The 18,851-nt window shown below is 69.5% G+C and carries 15 protein-coding genes; 5 read left to right on the top strand and 10 right to left on the bottom strand.

All coding sequences use genetic code 11. The features are described 5' to 3' along the window. Positions 1-72 precede the first annotated feature (72 nt). The 3 genes from ilvC to ABD989_RS07275 form a co-directional block, all read right to left on the bottom strand. Positions 73-1,074 carry a ketol-acid reductoisomerase gene (gene ilvC, locus ABD989_RS07285; RefSeq protein ID WP_246996718.1) on the bottom strand — a complete coding sequence of 334 codons (1,002 nt, stop codon included), beginning with the start codon at positions 1,072-1,074 and terminating at the stop codon, positions 73-75. 88 nt (positions 1,075-1,162) lie between these two features. Further along, positions 1,163-1,663 carry an acetolactate synthase small subunit gene (gene ilvN / locus ABD989_RS07280; RefSeq protein ID WP_246991280.1) on the bottom strand — a complete coding sequence of 167 codons (501 nt, stop codon included), beginning with the start codon at positions 1,661-1,663 and terminating at the stop codon, positions 1,163-1,165. Beyond that, positions 1,660-3,570, bottom strand: a complete 1,911-nt coding sequence (locus ABD989_RS07275; protein ID WP_345312954.1) for an acetolactate synthase large subunit — start codon at positions 3,568-3,570, stop codon at positions 1,660-1,662. Before ABD989_RS07275 ends, ilvN begins: the two co-directional genes overlap by 4 nt. Before the next feature lie 218 nt (positions 3,571-3,788). Here ABD989_RS07275 and ABD989_RS07270 point away from each other — a divergent pair, with 218 nt between their 5' ends. The 3 genes from ABD989_RS07270 to ilvD all read left to right on the top strand — a co-directional run bounded on the left by ABD989_RS07270 (position 3,789) and on the right by ilvD (position 7,626). Beyond that, on the top strand, positions 3,789-4,256 hold the full coding sequence (locus tag ABD989_RS07270) for a PH domain-containing protein (RefSeq protein WP_345312953.1): 468 nt from the start codon (positions 3,789-3,791) through the stop codon (positions 4,254-4,256). A 4-nt stretch (positions 4,257-4,260) separates the two neighbouring features. Beyond that, on the top strand, positions 4,261-5,601 hold the full coding sequence (mgtE, locus tag ABD989_RS07265; RefSeq protein ID WP_345312952.1) for a magnesium transporter: 1,341 nt from the start codon (positions 4,261-4,263) through the stop codon (positions 5,599-5,601). A gap of 183 nt (positions 5,602-5,784) precedes the next feature. Further along, positions 5,785-7,626, top strand: a complete 1,842-nt coding sequence (ilvD, locus tag ABD989_RS07260) for a dihydroxy-acid dehydratase (protein WP_345312951.1) — start codon at positions 5,785-5,787, stop codon at positions 7,624-7,626. Between the two features lie 480 nt (positions 7,627-8,106). Here ilvD and ABD989_RS07255 read toward each other — a convergent pair whose 3' ends face one another. Beyond that, positions 8,107-9,375 carry a DoxX family membrane protein gene (locus ABD989_RS07255; protein ID WP_345312950.1) on the bottom strand — a complete coding sequence of 423 codons (1,269 nt, stop codon included), beginning with the start codon at positions 9,373-9,375 and terminating at the stop codon, positions 8,107-8,109. A gap of 81 nt (positions 9,376-9,456) precedes the next feature. Between ABD989_RS07255 and ABD989_RS07250 the strand changes: the two genes are divergently transcribed. Then, positions 9,457-10,608, top strand: coding sequence for a PQQ-dependent sugar dehydrogenase (locus ABD989_RS07250; protein ID WP_246991290.1), 1,152 nt, complete (start codon positions 9,457-9,459; stop codon positions 10,606-10,608). An 81-nt stretch (positions 10,609-10,689) separates the two neighbouring features. Here the strand turns inward: ABD989_RS07250 and gatB are convergent, their stop codons facing one another. The 5 genes from gatB to gatC form a co-directional block, all read right to left on the bottom strand. Next, complete coding sequence (gene gatB, locus ABD989_RS07245) at positions 10,690-12,195, bottom strand: Asp-tRNA(Asn)/Glu-tRNA(Gln) amidotransferase subunit GatB (protein ID WP_345312949.1); 1,506 nt, start codon at positions 12,193-12,195, stop codon at positions 10,690-10,692. Between the two features lie 60 nt (positions 12,196-12,255). After that, positions 12,256-12,942, bottom strand: a complete 687-nt coding sequence (locus ABD989_RS07240) for a DUF5701 family protein (RefSeq protein ID WP_246991294.1) — start codon at positions 12,940-12,942, stop codon at positions 12,256-12,258. 1 nt (position 12,943) lies between these two features. Next, positions 12,944-13,975: an ATP-dependent 6-phosphofructokinase gene (locus ABD989_RS07235; protein WP_345312948.1), complete on the bottom strand. Its 1,032-nt coding sequence runs from the start codon at positions 13,973-13,975 to the stop codon at positions 12,944-12,946. A gap of 92 nt (positions 13,976-14,067) precedes the next feature. After that, positions 14,068-15,564: an Asp-tRNA(Asn)/Glu-tRNA(Gln) amidotransferase subunit GatA gene (gatA, locus tag ABD989_RS07230; RefSeq protein WP_345312947.1), complete on the bottom strand. Its 1,497-nt coding sequence runs from the start codon at positions 15,562-15,564 to the stop codon at positions 14,068-14,070. After that, entirely contained in the window at positions 15,561-15,872 is a 312-nt protein-coding gene (gatC, locus tag ABD989_RS07225) for an Asp-tRNA(Asn)/Glu-tRNA(Gln) amidotransferase subunit GatC (RefSeq protein WP_246991300.1), read from the bottom strand. Before gatC ends, gatA begins: the two co-directional genes overlap by 4 nt. 168 nt (positions 15,873-16,040) lie before the next feature. Between gatC and ABD989_RS07220 the strand changes: the two genes are divergently transcribed. Continuing rightward, on the top strand, positions 16,041-16,706 hold the full coding sequence (locus tag ABD989_RS07220; RefSeq protein WP_246991302.1) for an ACT domain-containing protein: 666 nt from the start codon (positions 16,041-16,043) through the stop codon (positions 16,704-16,706). An 80-nt stretch (positions 16,707-16,786) separates the two neighbouring features. On the opposite strand, the gene ligA is transcribed toward ABD989_RS07220, so the two are convergent. Next, entirely contained in the window at positions 16,787-18,823 is a 2,037-nt protein-coding gene (gene ligA, locus ABD989_RS07215; protein WP_345312946.1) for an NAD-dependent DNA ligase LigA, read from the bottom strand. Positions 18,824-18,851: the final 28 nt, after the last annotated feature.

Here is an 18,851-nt window from a genome sequence, read left to right as displayed (position 1 = left end):
CAGAGCCCCGCGTCCGATGCGGACGCGGGGCTCTGCGGCAGGTGTCGCGGGGAACCGCGATCAGGGCGAGACTCAGGCGGTCTCGGTGATCGGGCGATCCACCCAGCTCATCAGGTCGCGCAGCTTCTGGCCGGTGACCTCGATCGGGTGCTCGGCGTTCTCCTTGCGGAGGCCTTCGAGCTCCTTGTTGCCGCCCTCGACGTTGGCGACGAGGCGCTTGACGAAGGTGCCGTCCTGGATGTCGGCCAGGATCGCCTTCATGCGCTCCTTGGTGTCGGCGTCGATGACGCGCGGGCCGGACAGGTAGCCGCCGAACTCCGCGGTGTCCGACACCGAGTAGTTCATGCGGGCGATGCCGCCCTCGTACATGAGGTCGACGATCAGCTTCAGCTCGTGCAGGCACTCGAAGTAGGCCATCTCCGGCGCGTAGCCGGCCTCGACCAGCACCTCGAAGCCCACCTTGACGAGTTCTTCGGTGCCACCGCAGAGCACGGCCTGCTCACCGAAGAGGTCGGTCTCGGTCTCTTCCTTGAAGTCGGTCTTGATGACGCCGGCGCGGGTGCCGCCGATGCCCTTGGCGTAGCTCAGCGCCAGGGCCTGGCCCTCGCCCTTCGGGTCCTGGTGGACGGCGATGAGCGCCGGGACGCCCTTGCCGTCGACGAACTGGCGACGGACCAGGTGGCCCGGGCCCTTCGGCGCGACCATGCCGACGGTGACGTTGGCCGGGGGCTTGATCAGACCGAAGTGGATGTTCAGGCCGTGACCGAAGAACAGCGCGTCGCCGTCCTTCAGGTTGGGCTCGATGTCCTCGGTGAAGATCTGGGCCTGGCTGGTGTCCGGGGCCAGCAGCATGATGACGTCGGCCCAGGCGGAGGCCTCGGCAGCGGTCATGACCTTGAGGCCCTGCTCCTCGGCCTTGGCGCGCGAGGCGGAGCCTTCGCGCAGGCCGATGGCCACGTCCACGCCCGAGTCGCGCAGCGACAGCGAATGCGCGTGGCCCTGGCTGCCGTAGCCGATGACCGCGACCTTGCGGCCCTGGATCAGCGACAGGTCGGCATCGTCGTCGTAGAACATCTCGACAGCCACAGTGATTTCCCTTCGATGTGCCCCGACCGGTGCCGGCGGGGCGTTGGTGTTGTTCGGTTAAGTATTGATTGTTGCGTCAGCGGTTGGCCGACATGCTCTTGGGTCCACGTCCCAGCGTGACGCCGCCGGATTGCGCGATCTCCCGAATACCGTACGGGTCGAGCATGCGGAGCAGTGCTTCGAGCTTGTCCGCGGTGCCGGTGGCCTCCACGGTCAGCGACTCCGGGGACACGTCGATCACCTTGGCGCGGAACAGGTTCACCACGTCGACGATCTCCGACCGATTGGTCGAATCGGTGCGGACCTTGATGAGCATCAGTTCGCGAGAGACCGAGTTCTCCGGTTCCTGCTCGACGATCTTGATGACGTTGACCAGCTTGTTGAGCTGCTTGGTGACCTGCTCCAGCGGGAAGTCCTCCACCGAGACCATGATGGTCATCCGCGAGATGCCCTTGAGCTCGGTCGGACCGACGGCCAGCGACTCGATGTTGAAGCCGCGACGGGAGAACAGGCTCGAGACGCGCGCCAGCACGCCCGGCCGGTCTTCCACCAGGACGCTGAGGGTATGGGTGCTCACAGCGAGTCGTCCCCTTCCGGTGCCTGCTCGCGCGGACGCACCATGGTGTCGTGGATGTCGGCCGGGGTGTCGCCGGCCGACTCGTCTTCGTCGAACAGCGGCCGGATGTCCCGGGCCGCCATGATCTCGTCGTTGCCGCAGCCCGAGGCGACCATCGGCCACACCTGAGCGTCCTTACCGACGATGAAGTCGATCACGACCGGGCGGTCGTTGATCTCGCGCGCCTTGGCGATGGCCGGCGCGACGTCCTCTTCGCGCTCGACGCGCATCGAGACGCAGCCGAGAGCCTCGGAGAGCTTGACGAAGTCCGGGATCATCCGGGTGTGCGTCGACAGGTCGGTGCTCGAGTAGCGCTCGTCGTAGAACAGCGTCTGCCACTGGCGGACCATGCCCAGGTTGCCGTTGTTGATCAGGGCCACCTTGATGGGGATGCCCTCGATCGCGCAGGTGGCCAGTTCCTGATTGGTCATCTGGAAGCAGCCGTCGCCGTCGATGGCCCACACCTCGGTGTCCGGTGCGGCCGCCTTGGCGCCCATCGCGGCCGGCACCGAGTAGCCCATGGTGCCGAGTCCGCCGGAGTTGAGCCAGGTACGCGGCTTCTCGTACTTGACGAACTGAGCGGCCCACATCTGATGCTGACCGACGCCGGCGCAGTAGACGGCGTCCGGGCCGGCGGCCTTGCCGAGTTCGGAGATCACGAACTCCGGCGACAGCGAACCGTCGGACTGCTTGTCGTAGCTGAGCGGGTAGGTGGCGCGGATGTCGTTGAGGTACGCCCACCACTGGGTCAGGTCCGCACGCTTGCCGCCGGTGGCCTCGTCGTTGCGCAGCTCCTCGATCAGATCGATGATCACGTTGCGCACATCGCCCACGATCGGGACGTCGACCTCGCGGTTCTTACCGATCTCGGCCGGATCGATGTCGGCGTGGATCACCTTCGCGTTGGGCGCGAACGAATCGAGCTGGCCGGTGACCCGGTCGTCGAAGCGGGCGCCGAGGGTGATCAGCAGGTCGCTGCGCTGCAGCGCGGCGACGGCGCCGACCGCACCGTGCATGCCGGGCATGCCCATGTGCAGCTCGTGGCTGTCCGGGAAGGCGCCGCGTGCCATCAGGGTGGTGACCACCGGGATGCCGGTGAGCTCGGCGAGCTCCAGCAGCTCCGGTGCGGCCTCGGCCTTGATAGTTCCGCCGCCGACATACAGCACCGGCTGCTTGGCCTCGGCGATCATGCGGGCCGCTTCGCGCACCTGCTTGCCGTGCGGCTTGGTCACCGGACGGTAGCCGGGCAGGTCGAACTGCGGCGGCCACGAGAACGTGGTCTGCGCCTGCAGGATGTCCTTGGGGATGTCGACGAGCACGGCGCCGGGGCGGCCGCTCTCGGCGATGTAGAAGGCTTCGGCGATGATCCGCGGGATGTCCGCGGCCACGCTGACCAGGAAGTTGTGCTTCGTGATCGGCATGGTGATGCCGGAGATGTCAGCTTCCTGGAAGGCGTCGGTGCCGATCAGCGCACGACCGACCTGGCCGGTGATGGCGACCACCGGGACCGAGTCCATCTGGGCGTCGGCCAGCGGCGTCACCAGGTTGGTGGCGCCCGGACCGGAGGTGGCCATCATGACGCCGGCCTTACCTGCGACCTGCGCGTAGCCGGTCGCGGCGTGGCCTGCACCCTGCTCGTGGCGGACCAGAACGTGGCGCACCTTCTGCGAATCGAGGAGCGGATCGTAGACCGGGAGTACTGCACCACCGGGAATACCGAAGACGATCTCGACGCCGAGCTCTTCGAGAGTGCGCACGACGGACTGAGCGCCGGTGACGCGTTCGGGGGCGACGGTGACGCCCGAGCGCAGAGATTCGGTGGACGGCGACTGCGGCCGTGCCGCCCCGCGGGCTGTTGGAGTGCTCACTGCACGATCCTCATCCTGGTAGTCCTGACAAGAAAAAACCCCCGACAGCGAAGCTGTGCGAGGGGCGCGTCGATGAAGTTCGAAAGGTCTCAGAAGTGACCGATCAGGCGTGGACGCGCCGACCGATTACTACGAGAAGATTCTTGTTCATCACCCCGACACGGTAAGGCAGCGCGCACGGCCGCGTCAAATCCGCTCCGGGGTGCCACAATGGCTGCGTGTCCGACTCTGCCGCCTCCCGCCTCGCCCCCGCCCCGACCAACGCCATGTTCAAAATCTCCGGGCTGGCCTATCTCACCGTCCTGGTGACGGTGATGCTGATCGTGATGATGATCGGCGTCTCCCCCGCATGGTGGAGCTGGACGGTGATCCTGCCGATCGTGCAGATCTGGTGGATCGCCCGCGTGCGCACCGAGGCCGACGAGAACGGCCTGCGCGCCATGCACCTGTTCCGCACCGACTCGATCTCCTGGGACGAGATCGCCGGTCTCCGCTTCCCCAAGTGGACGACCACGCGCGCGGTGCGACCCGACGGCACCACCGTCCGTCTGCCCGCGGTGACCTTCGCCGATCTGCCCGTCATCTCCGCCGTCTCCGGCGGCCGCGTCCCGGACCCGTACGCCGCCGCGGAACGGGCCGAGCTCGAAGCGCAGCTCGCGGCCGACTCCGACGACGACACCGTCTGAGCCCATGCCGGCCACCGGGATTCTCCGCACCCTCGAGCAGAACCTGCGCGACGAACGGCTGTCGGACGCCTCCGCGCAGATGTCGCAACTGGCGCACCAGGACGTCGCCGCACTGCTGGAGCAGATGCCACCGAACCTACGGACCATCGGTTTCCGCCTGCTGTCCAAGGATCTCGCGGTGGAGGTCTTCGACCACTTCGACGCCGAGACGCAGGTGGAGGTGATCGACGAGCTCGGCTCCGCGCAGGTGGCGCAGGCCTTCGACAATCTCGAACCCGAAGACCGCGCGGAACTGCTCGACGAACTGCCGGCGTCGGTCGCCAAGGAACTGGTCCGGACCCTGTCCCCGCAGGAGCGCGAGCTCACCGCGGTGGTCCTCGGCTTCCCCAGAAAATCCGTCGGCCGTCGGATGAGCCCCGAGTTCATCCACGCCTTCGCCGACGACACCGCCGCCGAGGTACTCGACCGGGTGCGGGCCCGCGGCCACCAGGTGTCGTCGATCTACATCGTACCGGTGGTGGATCGTTCCCGGCGGCTGCTGAGCGTGGTCAGTCTGCGCGACCTGCTGCTGGCCGACCCGGACGAACTGGTCGGACCGATCGGCAAGACGCCCATCTTCGCGCACGCTCTCGCCGATGCCGAGGCCACCGCGGATCGCTGCGTGGACCGGGGTATCTCTGCGATGCCGGTGGTCGACGCCGAGGAACGCCTGGTCGGCGTGTTGACACTCGACGACGCGATCGAGATCGTCGATGCCGCCCGCGACGAGGACGAGGCCCGGGCCGGTGCCCGCGAGCCGCTGCGCGAGTCGTACCTGTTGGCGTCGGTCTTCGCGATCACCCGTTCGCGGGTGGTGTGGCTGTTCGTCCTGGCCGTCTCGGCGATCTTGACCGTCAACGTGCTCGAATTCTTCGAGGGCACGCTGGAGCAGCGCGTGGCGCTGGCCCTGTTCATTCCGCTGCTCACCGGTATCGGCGGCAACACCGGCTCGCAGGCGGCCACCACGGTCACCCGCGCCCTGGCCATCGGCGAGGTGGGTCCCCGCGACGTCGCCCGGGTGGCTGGCAAGGAGATCCGCGTCGGCTTCACCATGGGCGCGGCGCTGGGCCTGGTCGGCTTCGGGGTGGCCACGGCCGTCTACGGCATGGACATCGGCACGGTGATCGGCCTGACCATCCTCGCGGTGTGCACCATGGCCGCCACCGTCGGCGGCCTGATGCCACTGCTGGCCAAGACCGTCCGCGTCGACCCGGCCGTGTTCTCCACGCCGTTCATCTCCACCTTCTGCGATGCGACCGGTCTGATCATCTACTTCATGATCGCCAAGACCGTCCTAGGCATTTGAGGGGCTGGGCATTTGAGCGGCTGGGGCATTTGAACCGTCTGGGGTATTTGGACCGTCGCGGGCATTCGAGCCGAGGCGACCTGTTCGGGCTGGACAGCTGACCCGCGGACGGGGCGCGTAAACTCGCCGGTGGCGCCGATCTGTCGGTTCCAGCCCCGTCAATCCTGCTAAGAACGAGGAAACATGCCCGCATTGCGGTCTCGCACCACCACTGTCGGCCGGGAGGCCGCCGGAGCACGCTCGCTGTGGCGTGCCACCGGAATGACCGATGACGACTTCGGTAAGCCGATCGTCGCGATCGCGAACTCGTACACCCAGTTCGTGCCCGGTCACGTGCACCTGAAGAACGTCGGCGACATCGTGGCCGAGGCGATCCGCGAGGCCGGCGGCGTGCCGCGCGAATTCCACACCATCGCCGTCGACGACGGCATCGCGATGGGCCACGGCGGCATGCTCTACTCGCTGCCGAGCCGCGAGATCATCGCCGACTCGGTGGAGTACATGGTGAACGCGCACACCGCGGATGCCCTCGTGTGCATCTCGAACTGCGACAAGATCACCCCGGGCATGCTGAACGCCGCCATGCGGCTGAACATCCCCACCGTGTTCGTCTCCGGCGGTCCGATGGAGGCCGGCAAGGCCGTCGTCGTGAACGGCGTGGCGCAGGCGCCCACCGACCTGATCACCGCGATCTCGGCGTCGGCCAACGACGCGGTCGACGACGCCGGGCTCACCGAGGTGGAGCTGTCCGCGTGCCCCACCTGCGGCTCGTGCTCGGGAATGTTCACCGCCAACTCGATGAACTGCCTCACCGAGGCCCTCGGCCTGTCGTTGCCGGGCAACGGTTCCACGCTGGCCACCCACGAGTACCGTCGTCGCCTGTTCCAGCGCGCCGGCACCACCGTGGTGGAGGCCGCCAAGCGCTGGTACCAGGACGACGACGCCTCCGTGCTGCCCCGCAGCGTCGCGACCGAAACCGCCTTCGCCAACGCGATGGCGCTGGACGTGGCGATGGGCGGTTCCACCAACACGGTGCTGCACATCCTGGCCGCCGCACAGGAAGGCGAGGTGGACTTCGACCTGGCCGACATCGACGCGATCAGCCGGAAGGTGCCGTGCCTGTCGAAGGTCTCGCCCAACTCGGACTACCACATGGAAGACGTGCACCGGGCCGGCGGCATCCCCGCCATCCTCGGTGAGCTGCGTCGTGCCGGCCTGATCGACGACTCGGTGCCCACCGTCTACGCGCCGACCCTCGGTGCGGCCCTGGACGACTGGGACATCCGCGGCGGCAAGGCCACCGACGACGCCGTCGACCTGTTCTACGCCGCGCCCGGCGGTGTCCGCACCACCGAGCCGTTCTCCACGCAGAATCGCTGGAGCTCGCTGGACACCGACGCCGAGGGCGGCTGCGTCCGCGATCTGGCCCACGCCTACACGGTGGAGGGCGGCCTGTGCGTGCTGCAGGGCAACCTGGCCGAGAACGGCGCCGTCCTGAAGACCGCCGGCATCGACGAGGACCTGTTCCACTTCCAGGGCCCGGCCCGCGTGGTGGAGAGCCAGGAGGACGCCGTCCACGCGATCCTGTCGAAGGAGCTGCAGGCCGGCGAGGTCCTGGTGATCCGCTACGAAGGCCCCGCGGGCGGCCCCGGCATGCAGGAGATGCTGCATCCGACCGCCTTCATGAAGGGCACCGGCATGGGCAAGAAGTGCGGTCTGGTGACCGACGGCCGCTTCTCCGGCGGCTCGTCCGGCCTGGTGATCGGCCACGTGTCCCCCGAGGCCGCCGGCGGCGGCACCATCGGCCTGATCGAGGACGGCGACCAGATCCTGATCGACGTCGAGACGCGCGCCCTCAAGGTGCTGGTCGACGATCAGACCCTCGCCGACCGTCGCGCCAAGATGGAGGCCTCCGAGCGTCCGTGGCAGCCGAAGGACCGCCAGCGCCCGGTGACCCAGGCGCTGCGCGCCTACGCCAAGCTGGCCTCCTCCGCCGACAAGGGCGCCGTCCGCGTCGTCGACTGATCCTCCGTAGAACCGCCTGTGGGCACCGTCTCCTCGACGGTGCCCACAGCCGTGTCCGGCCGAAGCCGCGACCCTAATCCCGCCTCGCTCCCGGAGCCCCCACCTCGACTCGGCACCAGGGTCGCGACACGCCAAGTGGCAACCCCGCGTCCGCGCCGCACCAGAAGCAGGCCGCCGACCGAGCGCCCTTCGTCGTCGGGGCCCAGCACATCCACGCAGTGAGTGCGGGCGCGATCGATACGAACCCTCCGCAGCCGATACCTTCGAGCTGCGACCACACCTTCGGGCCGCCTCGGCGAGGACTAGTGAGAATCGATCGCGCCCGCACTCACCGACACGACAGAACCGGACCCGACGACGAGCCCGTTGGCCCTCCGCAGCCGACACCTACGAGCTGCGACCACACCCTCGGGCCGCCTCGGCGAGGACTAGTGAGAATCGATCGCGCCCGCACTCACGGACACGAAGACCAGTGAAGAATCAGGCCCCGACGAGGAGCGGGTTGGACCCATTGAACACAACCCACACCGCCACCGCCGCGGCGATCGCGATGATCAGCCACGCCGCCGAGCCCCAGGCGGGTCGACGCGACCAGCCCCACTGGCGGTCGAACGAGTAGGTACCTGGTCCGCACAGGATGAGCGCGACCGCTGCCGCGGCGAGCACGAATTCGTACTCGACGCCGCCGCCGCCCTGCGAGGTGAAGAACCAGACTCCGCCGGCGAGCGTCATCTTGTAGGCGGTGGCCACCAGGATCACGCCGAGCACGGCGGAGCCGGCGATGGGCGTGATCAGGCCGAGGATGAGGAAGGCGCCGCCGATGGTCTCGGTGAGGCCGCCGAGCAGGGCGAGCGTACGGGTGACGTCGGGATCGAAGCCGAGGTTCGCGTCGGCGCCGGGCGCGGTGTTGGCGAGGAAGGCCGCGAAGCCGTCGATGCCGAAGCCGTCGAGCCACGTCCAGGTGGTGAGTTTCTGGAGGCCGTGCATCACGAACACGATGCCGACGACGACGCGGAGGATCAGCAGACCGAGGTCGGCGGTGCCGCGGCCGACGGGTGCGGTGTCGGCGTCCTGGTCGAGCTCACGGTGCTCGTCGACGACCGGTGCCACCGGCTCGTCCGCGTAGGCGGACGCGGCGGCCGGCACCGCGGTCTCGTCGTCCCAGTCGAGGGGCGTGGTGGGCTGCGGCTCGATGTAGGGCAGCGGCTCCTCGGTGAGGTGCTCGGCGGCCCGCCGCTTCTGCGCGGCCACGGTTTCGTCGTTGGCGTCGTCCTCGACGTCGACGAACGGCTCGGTCACCACGGTGTCGGAGTCGCTGCGCACGTCGGTGCGGGTGGACCGCACCGCGGCGGTCTCGGTCGTGCCGGTGTCCTCGTCAACGGTGTCCTCGTCGACGGTGTCCTCGTCGACGGTGTCCTCGTCGACGGTGTCCTCGTCGACGGTGTCTTTCGCAAAGGTCTTGCCGGCGACGGTCTTGCCGTGGCTCGAGCCGGCGACGACCGTGCCGTGGCTCGAGCCTGCGTCGGATGCGCCGTCACCCGCGTCGGGGACGGTCGCATCGGCAGCGGACTGGATCTGCACGGTGGGCAGGTCGTCGTCGCCGGTGTTGATGATGGTGGTCGCGGGGACGTCGTCGTCGACGACGGGGTCGGCCGCCGGCCGCGACTTCGGTCGCGCATGCTTGTCGTAGAAGGAATCCCGGTCGGGCTGCGGTCGCCGCGCCGGTCGGGCGTCGTCTGAACTACTCACCCATCCGAGGGTAGGTGCGCTCGCGCGGCTGCAGGGGGATCGCCACCCGACGATTTGGTAACGATCGCATAGGGTTGTGTCATGCCCTTGCCGATCCCGGGACTCCCCGCCCGCCGCGCGCTCGCGGTCACCGCGGTGGCGGCGATCACCGTGTTGTCGGCGACCGGCTGCGCCGACTTCAGCGATCAGGAACGCTCGGCCAACGCCGGAAGCTTCACGACGATGCCCGACGGCGGTGGCGGGCCGCAGCAGCCGCCGCCTCCGCCGCCGCCCACCGAGGACGATCAGCCCCCGCCGAGCGGGCCGTGCGTGGACCCCAATCCGGCGGTGATCGCGACCTGCCTGGGCACGACGAGCGGCGTGCGCCCGGCCGATCCGGAGGGCAAGAGCACCTACGTGGCCGAGCGCACCACCGGCAAGATCATCATCTCCCAGAGGTTCGGGCCGCAGCGGACGGTGGCGACGGTGCCGGTCGACGGCGGCGGTGACGGCGGCCTGATCGACTTCGAGTTGTCGCCCACCTATCTGCAGGATCAGATGATCTACGCGCTGATCAGCACCGGTTCGGACAATCGGGTGGTGCGGATCGCGTCGGGCGATTCGGTGAAGCCGATTCTGACCGGCATCCCCAAGGGCGCGACCGGCAACATGGGCTCGATCAGCTTCGTGTCCCCCACCGAGCTGCGGGTGGCGACCGGCAACGCGGGCAATGCGGCAGCGGCTAACAACCCGGGATCGCTGGCCGGCAAGGTGTTCACCATCGACCCGAATCTCAGTGAGCCGCGGCCCAAGATCATCGCCTCCGGTTTCGGATCCAACGTGGCACTGTGCCCGGATCTCGAGAGCGGCAGTCTGTATGTCGCCGACAGCGGCCCGGAGGGCGACCGGCTGCAGCAGGTGGAGGCCGGCGGCGTGCGCACCCTGTGGTCGTGGCCGGAGCGGCCGGGGATCACCGGCTGCGCCGTCGCGGGCGGCGTGATCTCGGTGTCGATGGCCAAGGCGTTCCGCATCGATTCGCTGTCGGCACCGTCGAACGCGAACCCGGCCGTGGGCACTCCGCAGCAGGGCGACGTCAAGGAGCAGTACGGCGCGGTGGGCCGGATGACGTCGTTCGGCCCGGCGATGCAGATCGCCACCATCAACAAGACGGTGTCCGGCGCTCCGCCCACCAGTACCAACGACCGCGTCGCGATCTACACCAGCAGCGGCTCGTCAGCCGACGACAACACCTGACCGGTCTTCGCCGCACCGGCGAACCACGACGGCCCGGTGCCCGCAGACTCTGCGGGTACCGGGCCGTTCGCTGTGCGGTGCCTACTGGCAGGCGGCCAGGACCAGTTCCTTGACGCGGGCCGGGTCGGCCTGACCGCGGGTCGCCTTCATCACGTCGCCGACGATCTTGCCCGCGGCCTGCACCTTGCCGCTGCGGATCTTGTCGGCGATGTCCGGGTTGGCGGCGAGGGCATCGTCGACGGCCTTCTGCAGCGCCGAGTCGTCGCGCACCACTTCGAGGCCGCGATCGGCGACGATCTGCGCCGGTTCGCCTTCGCCGTCGAGCACGGCGACGACCACCTGCTGGGCGAGCTTGTTGGTGAGCTTGCCCTCGTCGACGAGGCCGATCACCTCGGCGACCTGCGCCGGGGTGATGGCGAGACCGTCGAGTTCGGTGTCGCGGGTGTTGGCCTGCTGTGCCAGGAACGACACCCACCAGCTGCGGGCGGCGTCCGGGCTGGCCCCGGCCTCCGCGGTCGCCATGATCAGTTCCACGGCGCCGACGTTCACCAGGTCGCGCATCACCTCGTCGGAGACGCCCCAGTCGGCCTGGATGCGGGCGCGACGCACCCACGGCAGCTCGGGCAGCGTGCCCCGCAGCTCGTCCACCCAGGCGGGCTCGGCGATCACCGGCGGCATGTCCGGCTCCGGGAAGTAGCGGTAGTCCTCGGCGGTCTCCTTGCGGCGACCGGCGGAGGTGCTGCCGTCGGCCTCGTGGAAGTGCCGGGTCTCCTGGATGATCTCGCCGCCAGCGGCCAGCAGCGCACCCTGGCGACGGATCTCGTAGGTGACGGCCGCTTCGACGCTCTTGAGCGAGTTCACGTTCTTGGTCTCGGTGCGGGTGCCGAATTCGGTGGCGTCCTTGGCCATGAGCGACAAGTTCACGTCGCAGCGCATGGATCCCTGGTCCATCCGGACGTCGGAGACGTCAAGGGCGCGGAGCAGGTCGCGCAGCGCGGTGACGTAGGCGCGGGCCACCTCCGGTGCGCGCTCGCCGGCCCCGGTGATCGGCTTGGAGACGATCTCCACCAGTGGCACGCCGGCGCGGTTGTAGTCGAGCAGCGAGTGGCTGGCACCGTGGATGCGGCCGGTGCTGCCGCCGACGTGCAGCGACTTCCCGGTGTCCTCCTCCATGTGGGCGCGCTCCACCTCCACCCGCCAGGTGGTGCCGTCGTCGAGCACCACGTCGAGGTAGCCCTCGTAGGCGATGGGCTCGTCGTACTGGCTGATCTGGTAATTCTTCGGCTGGTCCGGGTAGAAGTAGTTCTTCCGCGCGAACACGCTCGACTCGCGGATCGAGCAGTTCAGGGCCAGCCCGATGCGGACGGCCGACTCGATGGCCTTGCTGTTGGCCACCGGCAGCGAGCCGGGCAGGCCGAGGCACGCCGGGCACACCTGCGTGTTGGGGTCACCGCCGAAGGTGGTGGGGCAGCCGCAGAACATCTTCGACGCGGTGCCGAGTTCGACGTGCACCTCCATGCCCATCACGGGATCGAATCGCTGCAGAGCCTCGTCGAAGTCCATCAGGTCGTCGGTAGCCACACTCATGGTCACCATCGTATCTGGGGCCCGATGCGGGGCGTGGCCCGCCAGCCCACTGGAGGTGCGTCAGCCCGCCGACGACGCCGCGGACCCGCCCGCACGTCCCTGCGCGGACGCGATGCCCAGCCACGTGTGTCGGTTTCCGGCCCAGCACCAGCCCACTTTCGGCGCTCCCTTGCGGGCTGCGCCATCGCGGCCGGTGCCTGCGGAGATCCACACCGCCGGGGTGCGTGCGTCGAGCGTGCCGTCGGCTTTGCGGATCCGGGAGCCGATCGCCATGTAGCAGCGGTTGGGCGCCACCACCTGCGGTGTCTGCAGCGCCCAGGTGATCGCTTCGTGCAGCAGCAGCGGGGTGCGACCGGCGGCGAGCAGTTCCGGCAGCGTCTCGTTCGGTGTGCGGTTGGCGTAGTCGTCGCCGCGATCGAGGCCGGTCACCACGTACAGCGGGCCGGTCGGCACCGACACCTCGGGCAGTGGAGCGAAGCGGTCGACGTCGGTCATGTCGACCACCACGAAGCCCTCCTTGGCCCCGTCGACGTCGTGCGCGGGCAGGCGCATCAACGGTGCCAGCGCCGACGGCGGCGCCAGCGTCGGATCGACGACGAGCAGCCGCTCGTCGTCCTCGGGACCGGCCAGTGCGGCGGCGCGGGCCAGGAAGTCGTCGCCGTCGAACCCGGCGCGTTCGGCGACACCGAGCGCGACGAGGCGTCGGGCCTGCTCGAGGACCGGCGGCAGCACGGGCCGATCGGTCATGTCAGCCGAAGAGCGCGCGGGCGCCCTCGTAGAAGTCCAACGGCACCGACTTGATGTGCCCGACGGCCGCTTCGAACGGCACCCGCTCGATCTGGGTGCCGCGCAGCGCCACCATCTGCCCCCACTGGCCGTCGGCGATGACATCGCTGATGGCCTGGCCGAAGCGGGTGCCGAGCACGCGGTCGAACGCGGTGGGCACGCCGCCGCGCTGGATGTAGCCGAGGGTGGTGGCGCGCGTCTGGATGCCGGTGCGCTCCTGGATGAGGGGTGCGAGGACCTCGCCGATGCCACCGAGTCGGGGGCGGTCGAACTCGTCCATACCCTTGACCGAGTGCGGGTCGTCCATCTCCGGCAGGGTGAAGCCCTCGGCCACCATGACCAGCGGGCCGCGGCCGCGTTCAGCGGCGTGGGCGACCCACGTGCAGATCTGCTCGAGCGTCTCGGGCGCCTCCGGGATCAGCGTGACGTGCGCGCCGGCGGCGACGCCGGCGTAGATCGCGATCCAGCCTGCGTGCCGACCCATCACCTCGAGCACCATGCACCGCTGGTGCGAGTCGCCGGTGGTGCGCAGCCGGTCGGCGGCGTCGGTCGCGATCTCCACCGCCGTGCTGAAGCCGAAGGTGTAGTCGGTGGCTTCCAGGTCGTTGTCGATGGTCTTGGGCACGCCGACCATCGGGATGCCGTCCTCGTAGAGGCGGTTGGCCGCGGCCATGGTGCCGTCGCCGCCGATGGCGATGACGCCGTCGATGTCGAGGCGTTCGAGGACCTTCTTGATGTTCTCCGGACCGCCGTCGGGTTCGGAGTACGGCCCGAACCGGCTGGTGCCGAGGACCGTGCCGCCGTTGCGCGAGATGCCGCGCACCGCAAGCCGATTCAGCGGCCGGATGTCGCCGTAGACCAGTCCGCGATAGCCGTCGCGGAAGCCGACGAACTCCTGGCCGTGCACCGTGCTGCCCTGCAGAACCGTCCCGCGGATCACCGCGTTCAATCCCGGGCAGTCACCGCCCGAGGTGAGAATCCCGTACCGAGCCAACGTCCGACCTCCCTGTCACCGCGCCGCCGACCGCCGGCGAATGCTCCCATTCGACCAGAATCCGGCGAGCCCGGCTACCGGACGCTCCGAGCTCAGCCGACGATCGGTCCGCGCGCCGCCTCGTAGGCCGCGCCGACCCGGTACAGCCGGTCGTCGGCCAGGGCGGGCGCCATGATCTGCAGGCCCACCGGCAGGCCGTCGGCCGACGACAGGCCCGACGGCACCGACATGGCGGCGTTGCCCGCGAGGTTCACCGGCAGCGTGCACAGGTCGAACAGGTACATCGACAGCGGATCGTCGACCTTCTCCCCCAGCTTGAACGCGGTCTGCGGGGTGGTCGGCGAGACGAGCACGTCGACGGTCTCGTAGGCCTTGGCGAAGTCCCGCGCGATGAGGGTGCGGACCTTCTGTGCCTGGCCGTAGTAGGCGTCGTAGTAGCCCGAGCTCAGGGCGTAGGTGCCGATCATGATGCGACGCTTCACCTCGGGGCCGAAACCGGCCTCGCGGGACAGCGCCATCACTTCGTCGGCGCTGTGCGTGCCGTCGTCGCCGACGCGCAGGCCGTAGCGCATGGCGTCGAAGCGGGCGAGATTGCTGGAGACCTCCGACGGCAGGATCAGGTAGTAGGCGCCGAGCGCGTACTCGAAGTGCGGGCAGTCCACCTCGACGATGGTCGCGCCCTGCGCACGCAGCACCTCGCACGCCTTCTCGAACGATTCGAGGACGCCGGGCTGGTAGCCCTCGCCCTGCAGCTGCTTCACCACGCCCACGCGCACACCGGTCAGATCGCCGGTGGCGCCGGCGCGGGCCGCACCCACCACGTCGGGCACGGCGACGTCGATCGACGTCGAGTCGCGCGGATCGAATCCGGCGATCACCTCGTGCAGCAGCGCGGTGTCGAGCACGGTGCGGCCGCACGGTCCGCCCTGATCGAGCGACGACGCGCAGGCCACCAGGCCGTAGCGGGAGACGGTGCCGTAGGTCGGCTTCACGCCGACGGTCGCGGTGACCGCGGCGGGCTGGCGGATGGAGCCGCCGGTGTCGGTGCCGATCGCGAGCGGCGCCTGATACGACGCCAGGGCCGCGGCGCTGCCGCCGCCGGAGCCGCCGGGGACGCGCTCGACGTCCCACGGGTTGCGGGTCACCTGGTAGGCGGAGTTCTCGGTGGACGAGCCCATCGCGAACTCGTCCATGTTGGTCTTGCCGAGGATCGGGATGCCGGCGGCGCGCAGCCGCGTGGTCAGCGTCGCGTCGTACGGCGCCGTCCAGTTCTCGAGCACCTTGGAGCCGCAGGTGGTCGGCGCGTCGACGGTGGTGAAGACGTCCTTGAGGGCGATCGGCACACCGGTCAGCGAGGACGTGGCCTCGCCCGCGGCGATCGACTCATCGGCGGCGCGCGCGGCGGCCAGCGCGGCGTCGGCCCCGACGTGCAGGAACGCGCCCAGTTCGCCGTCGATCTCGGCGATGCGGTCGAGATGGGCCTGGGTCACCTCCACCGACGACAGTTCGCGGTCGGCGATCTTGGCGGCCAGGTCGGCGGCGGACAGGCCGGTGACCTCATTGGCGGTACGCGTGCTCACGGTGGTCATTCCTCCCCGAGGATCTGCGGAACGGCGAAACGGTCCTGCTCGACGGCCGGCGCCCCGGACAGGGCCTCCTCCACGGTCAACCCGGGAACCACGACGTCCTCCCGGACCACGTGGCGCAGGTCCGCCGGGTGGGCGGTCGGCGGAACATCGTCGGCGGCCACCTCGGACACCTGGGCCACGTGGCCCAGGATCGAGTCCAGTTGCGCGGCGTACTGGTCGAGTTCGTCGTCGGTCAGGGCCAGACGCGACAGACGCGCCAGGTGCGCGACCTCGGTCCTGCTGATGGTGGGCTCAGACTGCGATGGCATCGGAGGCTCCTTTCGTACACGTGCGATGTGTCCAGCCTAGGGCCCGCCCGCACACTCCTGCGCCGCGGCCCTCGCGTCGGTAGCGTGGGCCTATGACTCGCGTCACCGTGCGCCGACTCGCGGCGCCCGCAACCGCGGCGTAACGACGCCGCAACAAGGGTTCGAATAATGGAAGCCGTGTCTTACCTTCTGCGCGTGACCTTGACCGATCGACCCGGCAGCCTCGGGCTGCTCGCGATGGCGCTCGGCACGGTGGGCGCGGACATCCGCTCCCTGGAGGTGATCGAACGCGGCGACGGTTTCGCGGTCGACGACGTCGTGGTGGAGCTGCCCAACGGTTCGCTGCCGGACACGCTGATCACCGCCGCGGAGTCGGTCGAGGGCGTCACCGTGGATTCGCTGCGGCCGTTCGTCGGCAAGCTCGACCTGCACCAGGAACTGGAACTGATCGATGCCGTGGCCGCCGCACGCCGCGACCGGCTGCAGGTCCTCGTCGATCTCGCTCCCCGCAGCCTGCACGTGTCGTGGGCGACGGTGGTGGCCCAGTCCGGCGACGAGCCGGTGCAGCTGGCCGCCAGCGGGGCCGCACCGGAGACGCCGTTGACGCGCGCGGACTGGCTGCCGCTGAGCGAGGCACGCGAACTCGACGCCGACGCCGACTGGGTGCCCGCACCGTGGCAGGAACTCGCGACCACCCTGGCGGCCGCCCCGCTGGGCCGCAGCGGCAAGGCCCTGCTGCTCGGTCGCGTCGGCGGGCCGGCGTTCCGCCCCAGCGAGGTGGCTCGCCTCGGCCACCTCACCGGTATCCTCTCCGGCCTGATCCAGTCGGACTGAGCCCCGCTCCGACCGCGTTGCCGTCTGGTGCAGTCGCCTGGTGACTGCAGCAGACGGCAACAGGCACCGTGCGGTGCGCTTTACGGGGCGCCGGTCTCCAGGAGGCGGGTGAAGGCCTCCTCGTCGAGGATCGGCACGCCGAGCTGCTCGGCCTTGGCCGCCTTGCTGCCCGGGGCGTCGCCGATCACCACGTAGTCGGTCTTCTTCGACACCGACCCGGAGGCCTTGCCGCCGCGCGCGATGATCGCCTCCTTGGCGCCGTCGCGCGTGTAGTCCACCAGCGAACCGGTCACCACGATGGTCTTGCCCTCCAGCGTGCGGGCGATCGACTCGTCCACCTCGTCGGCCATCGAGACGCCGGCCGCACGCCACTTGGCGACGATCTCCCGGCGCCAGTCGACGTCGAACCAGTCCCGAATGCTGGTGGCCAGGGTCTCCCCGACTCCGTCGACCTGCGCGAGGTCCTCGACGCTCGCCGCCTCGATGGCCTCCAGCGACCCGAAGCCGGTGGCCAGTGCGCGGGCGGCGGTCGGTCCGACGTGCCGGATCGACAACGCCACCAGCACCCGCCACAGCGGGACGTCCTTGGCGGTCTGCAGGTGCTGCAGGAGCCGCTGCCCGTTCGCCGAGAGCCCACCGGAGTTGTTGGTGTAGAACGACGTCGCCGCCAGGTCGTCGGCGGTGAGCGCGAACAGGTCGCCCTCGTCCTCGATCACCTTGCCGGTCAGCAGCGCGTTGGCGCCTTCGTAGCCGAGCGCGTCGATGTCGAAGGCCCCGCGACCGGCCAGGTGGAACAGCCGCTCGCGCAGCTGCGCCGGGCAGCGATGCGCGTTGGGGCAGCGGATGTCGACGTCGCTCTCCTTCTCCGGCCGCAGCTCGGAGCCGCATTCCGGGCAGTGCGTGGGCATCACGAATTCGCGTTCGGTGCCGTCGCGCAGATCCACCACCGGGCCGAGGACCTCGGGGATCACGTCGCCGGCTTTGCGGATGGTGATGGTGTCACCGATCAGCACGCCCTTGCGCTTGACCTCCGAGGCGTTGTGCAGGGTGGCCCGCGCCACCGTCGACCCGGCCACCAGCACCGGCGTCATGTCCGCCCACGGCGTCACGCGCCCGGTGCGTCCGACGCCGACCTTGATGTCGAGCAGTTCGGTGGTGACCTCCTCCGGCGGGTACTTGTAGGCGATCGCCCAGCGCGGGGCCCGGGACGTGGATCCGAGGCGACGCTGGAGCGCGGTGTCGTCGACCTTCACCACGAGGCCGTCGATCTCATGCTCCACCGAATGCCGGTTGTCGCCCCAGTAGGCCACGGTGTCCGCCACGGCCTGCGCGCCGACCACCTTGGTGGTGTGCGCGGACACCGGCAGGCCCCACGCGGTCAGCGCCAGGTAGATCTCGTGCAGCGACGTCGGTCGCCAGCCGTCGATCCGGCCCACGCCGTGGCAGATCATGTGCAGATTGCGTTGCGCGGTGATCTGCGGGTTCTTCTGCCGCAGCGACCCGGCCGCCGAGTTCCGCGGATTCGCGAACGGCGCCTTGCCCGCCTCCACGAGGGAGGCGTTGAGCTTCTGGAAGTCCTCCAGCCGGAAATAGACCTCGCCGCGCACCTCCAGCAGCGCGGGCACCGGGTACTCGTCGGTGGAGGTCAGCACGTGCGGGACGCCGACGATGGTGCGCGCGTTGAGGGTGACGTCCTCACCGGTCCGGCCGTCGCCGCGGGTCACGCCGCGCACCAGTCGGCCGTCCTCGTAGACCAGCGAGAGAGCCACGCCGTCGATCTTGAGCTCGCACAGGAAGTCGATGTCGGCGCCGGCGTCGGCCTCGGTGCGCGAGATCCACGTGCGCAGTTCGTCGGCGTCGAAGACGTTGTCCAGCGACATCATCCGCTCGAGGTGATCGACGGGGGTGAACGCGGTGGAGAAGCCACCGCCGACCAGCTTGGTCGGCGAGTCGGGGACCGCGAGTTCGGGGTGCTCGTCCTCGAGCTTCTGCAGTCGTCGCAGCAGCGCATCGAACTCGGCGTCGGCGATGATCGGCGCGTCGTTGACGTAATAGCGGAACTGGTGGTCACGGATTTCGTCGGCCAGCTCGGCCCACTCCTGCTGCGCGTTCGTCACAGCAGAATTCTAGTCGCCCGGTCCGACG

Origin of the sequence: Gordonia alkaliphila (assembly GCF_039542465.1) — a bacterium.
Lineage (GTDB): Bacteria > Actinomycetota > Actinomycetes > Mycobacteriales > Mycobacteriaceae > Gordonia > Gordonia alkaliphila.
Note: the sequence above shows the minus strand (reverse complement) of the source record. Positions and strands in the feature narration are given on the sequence as shown.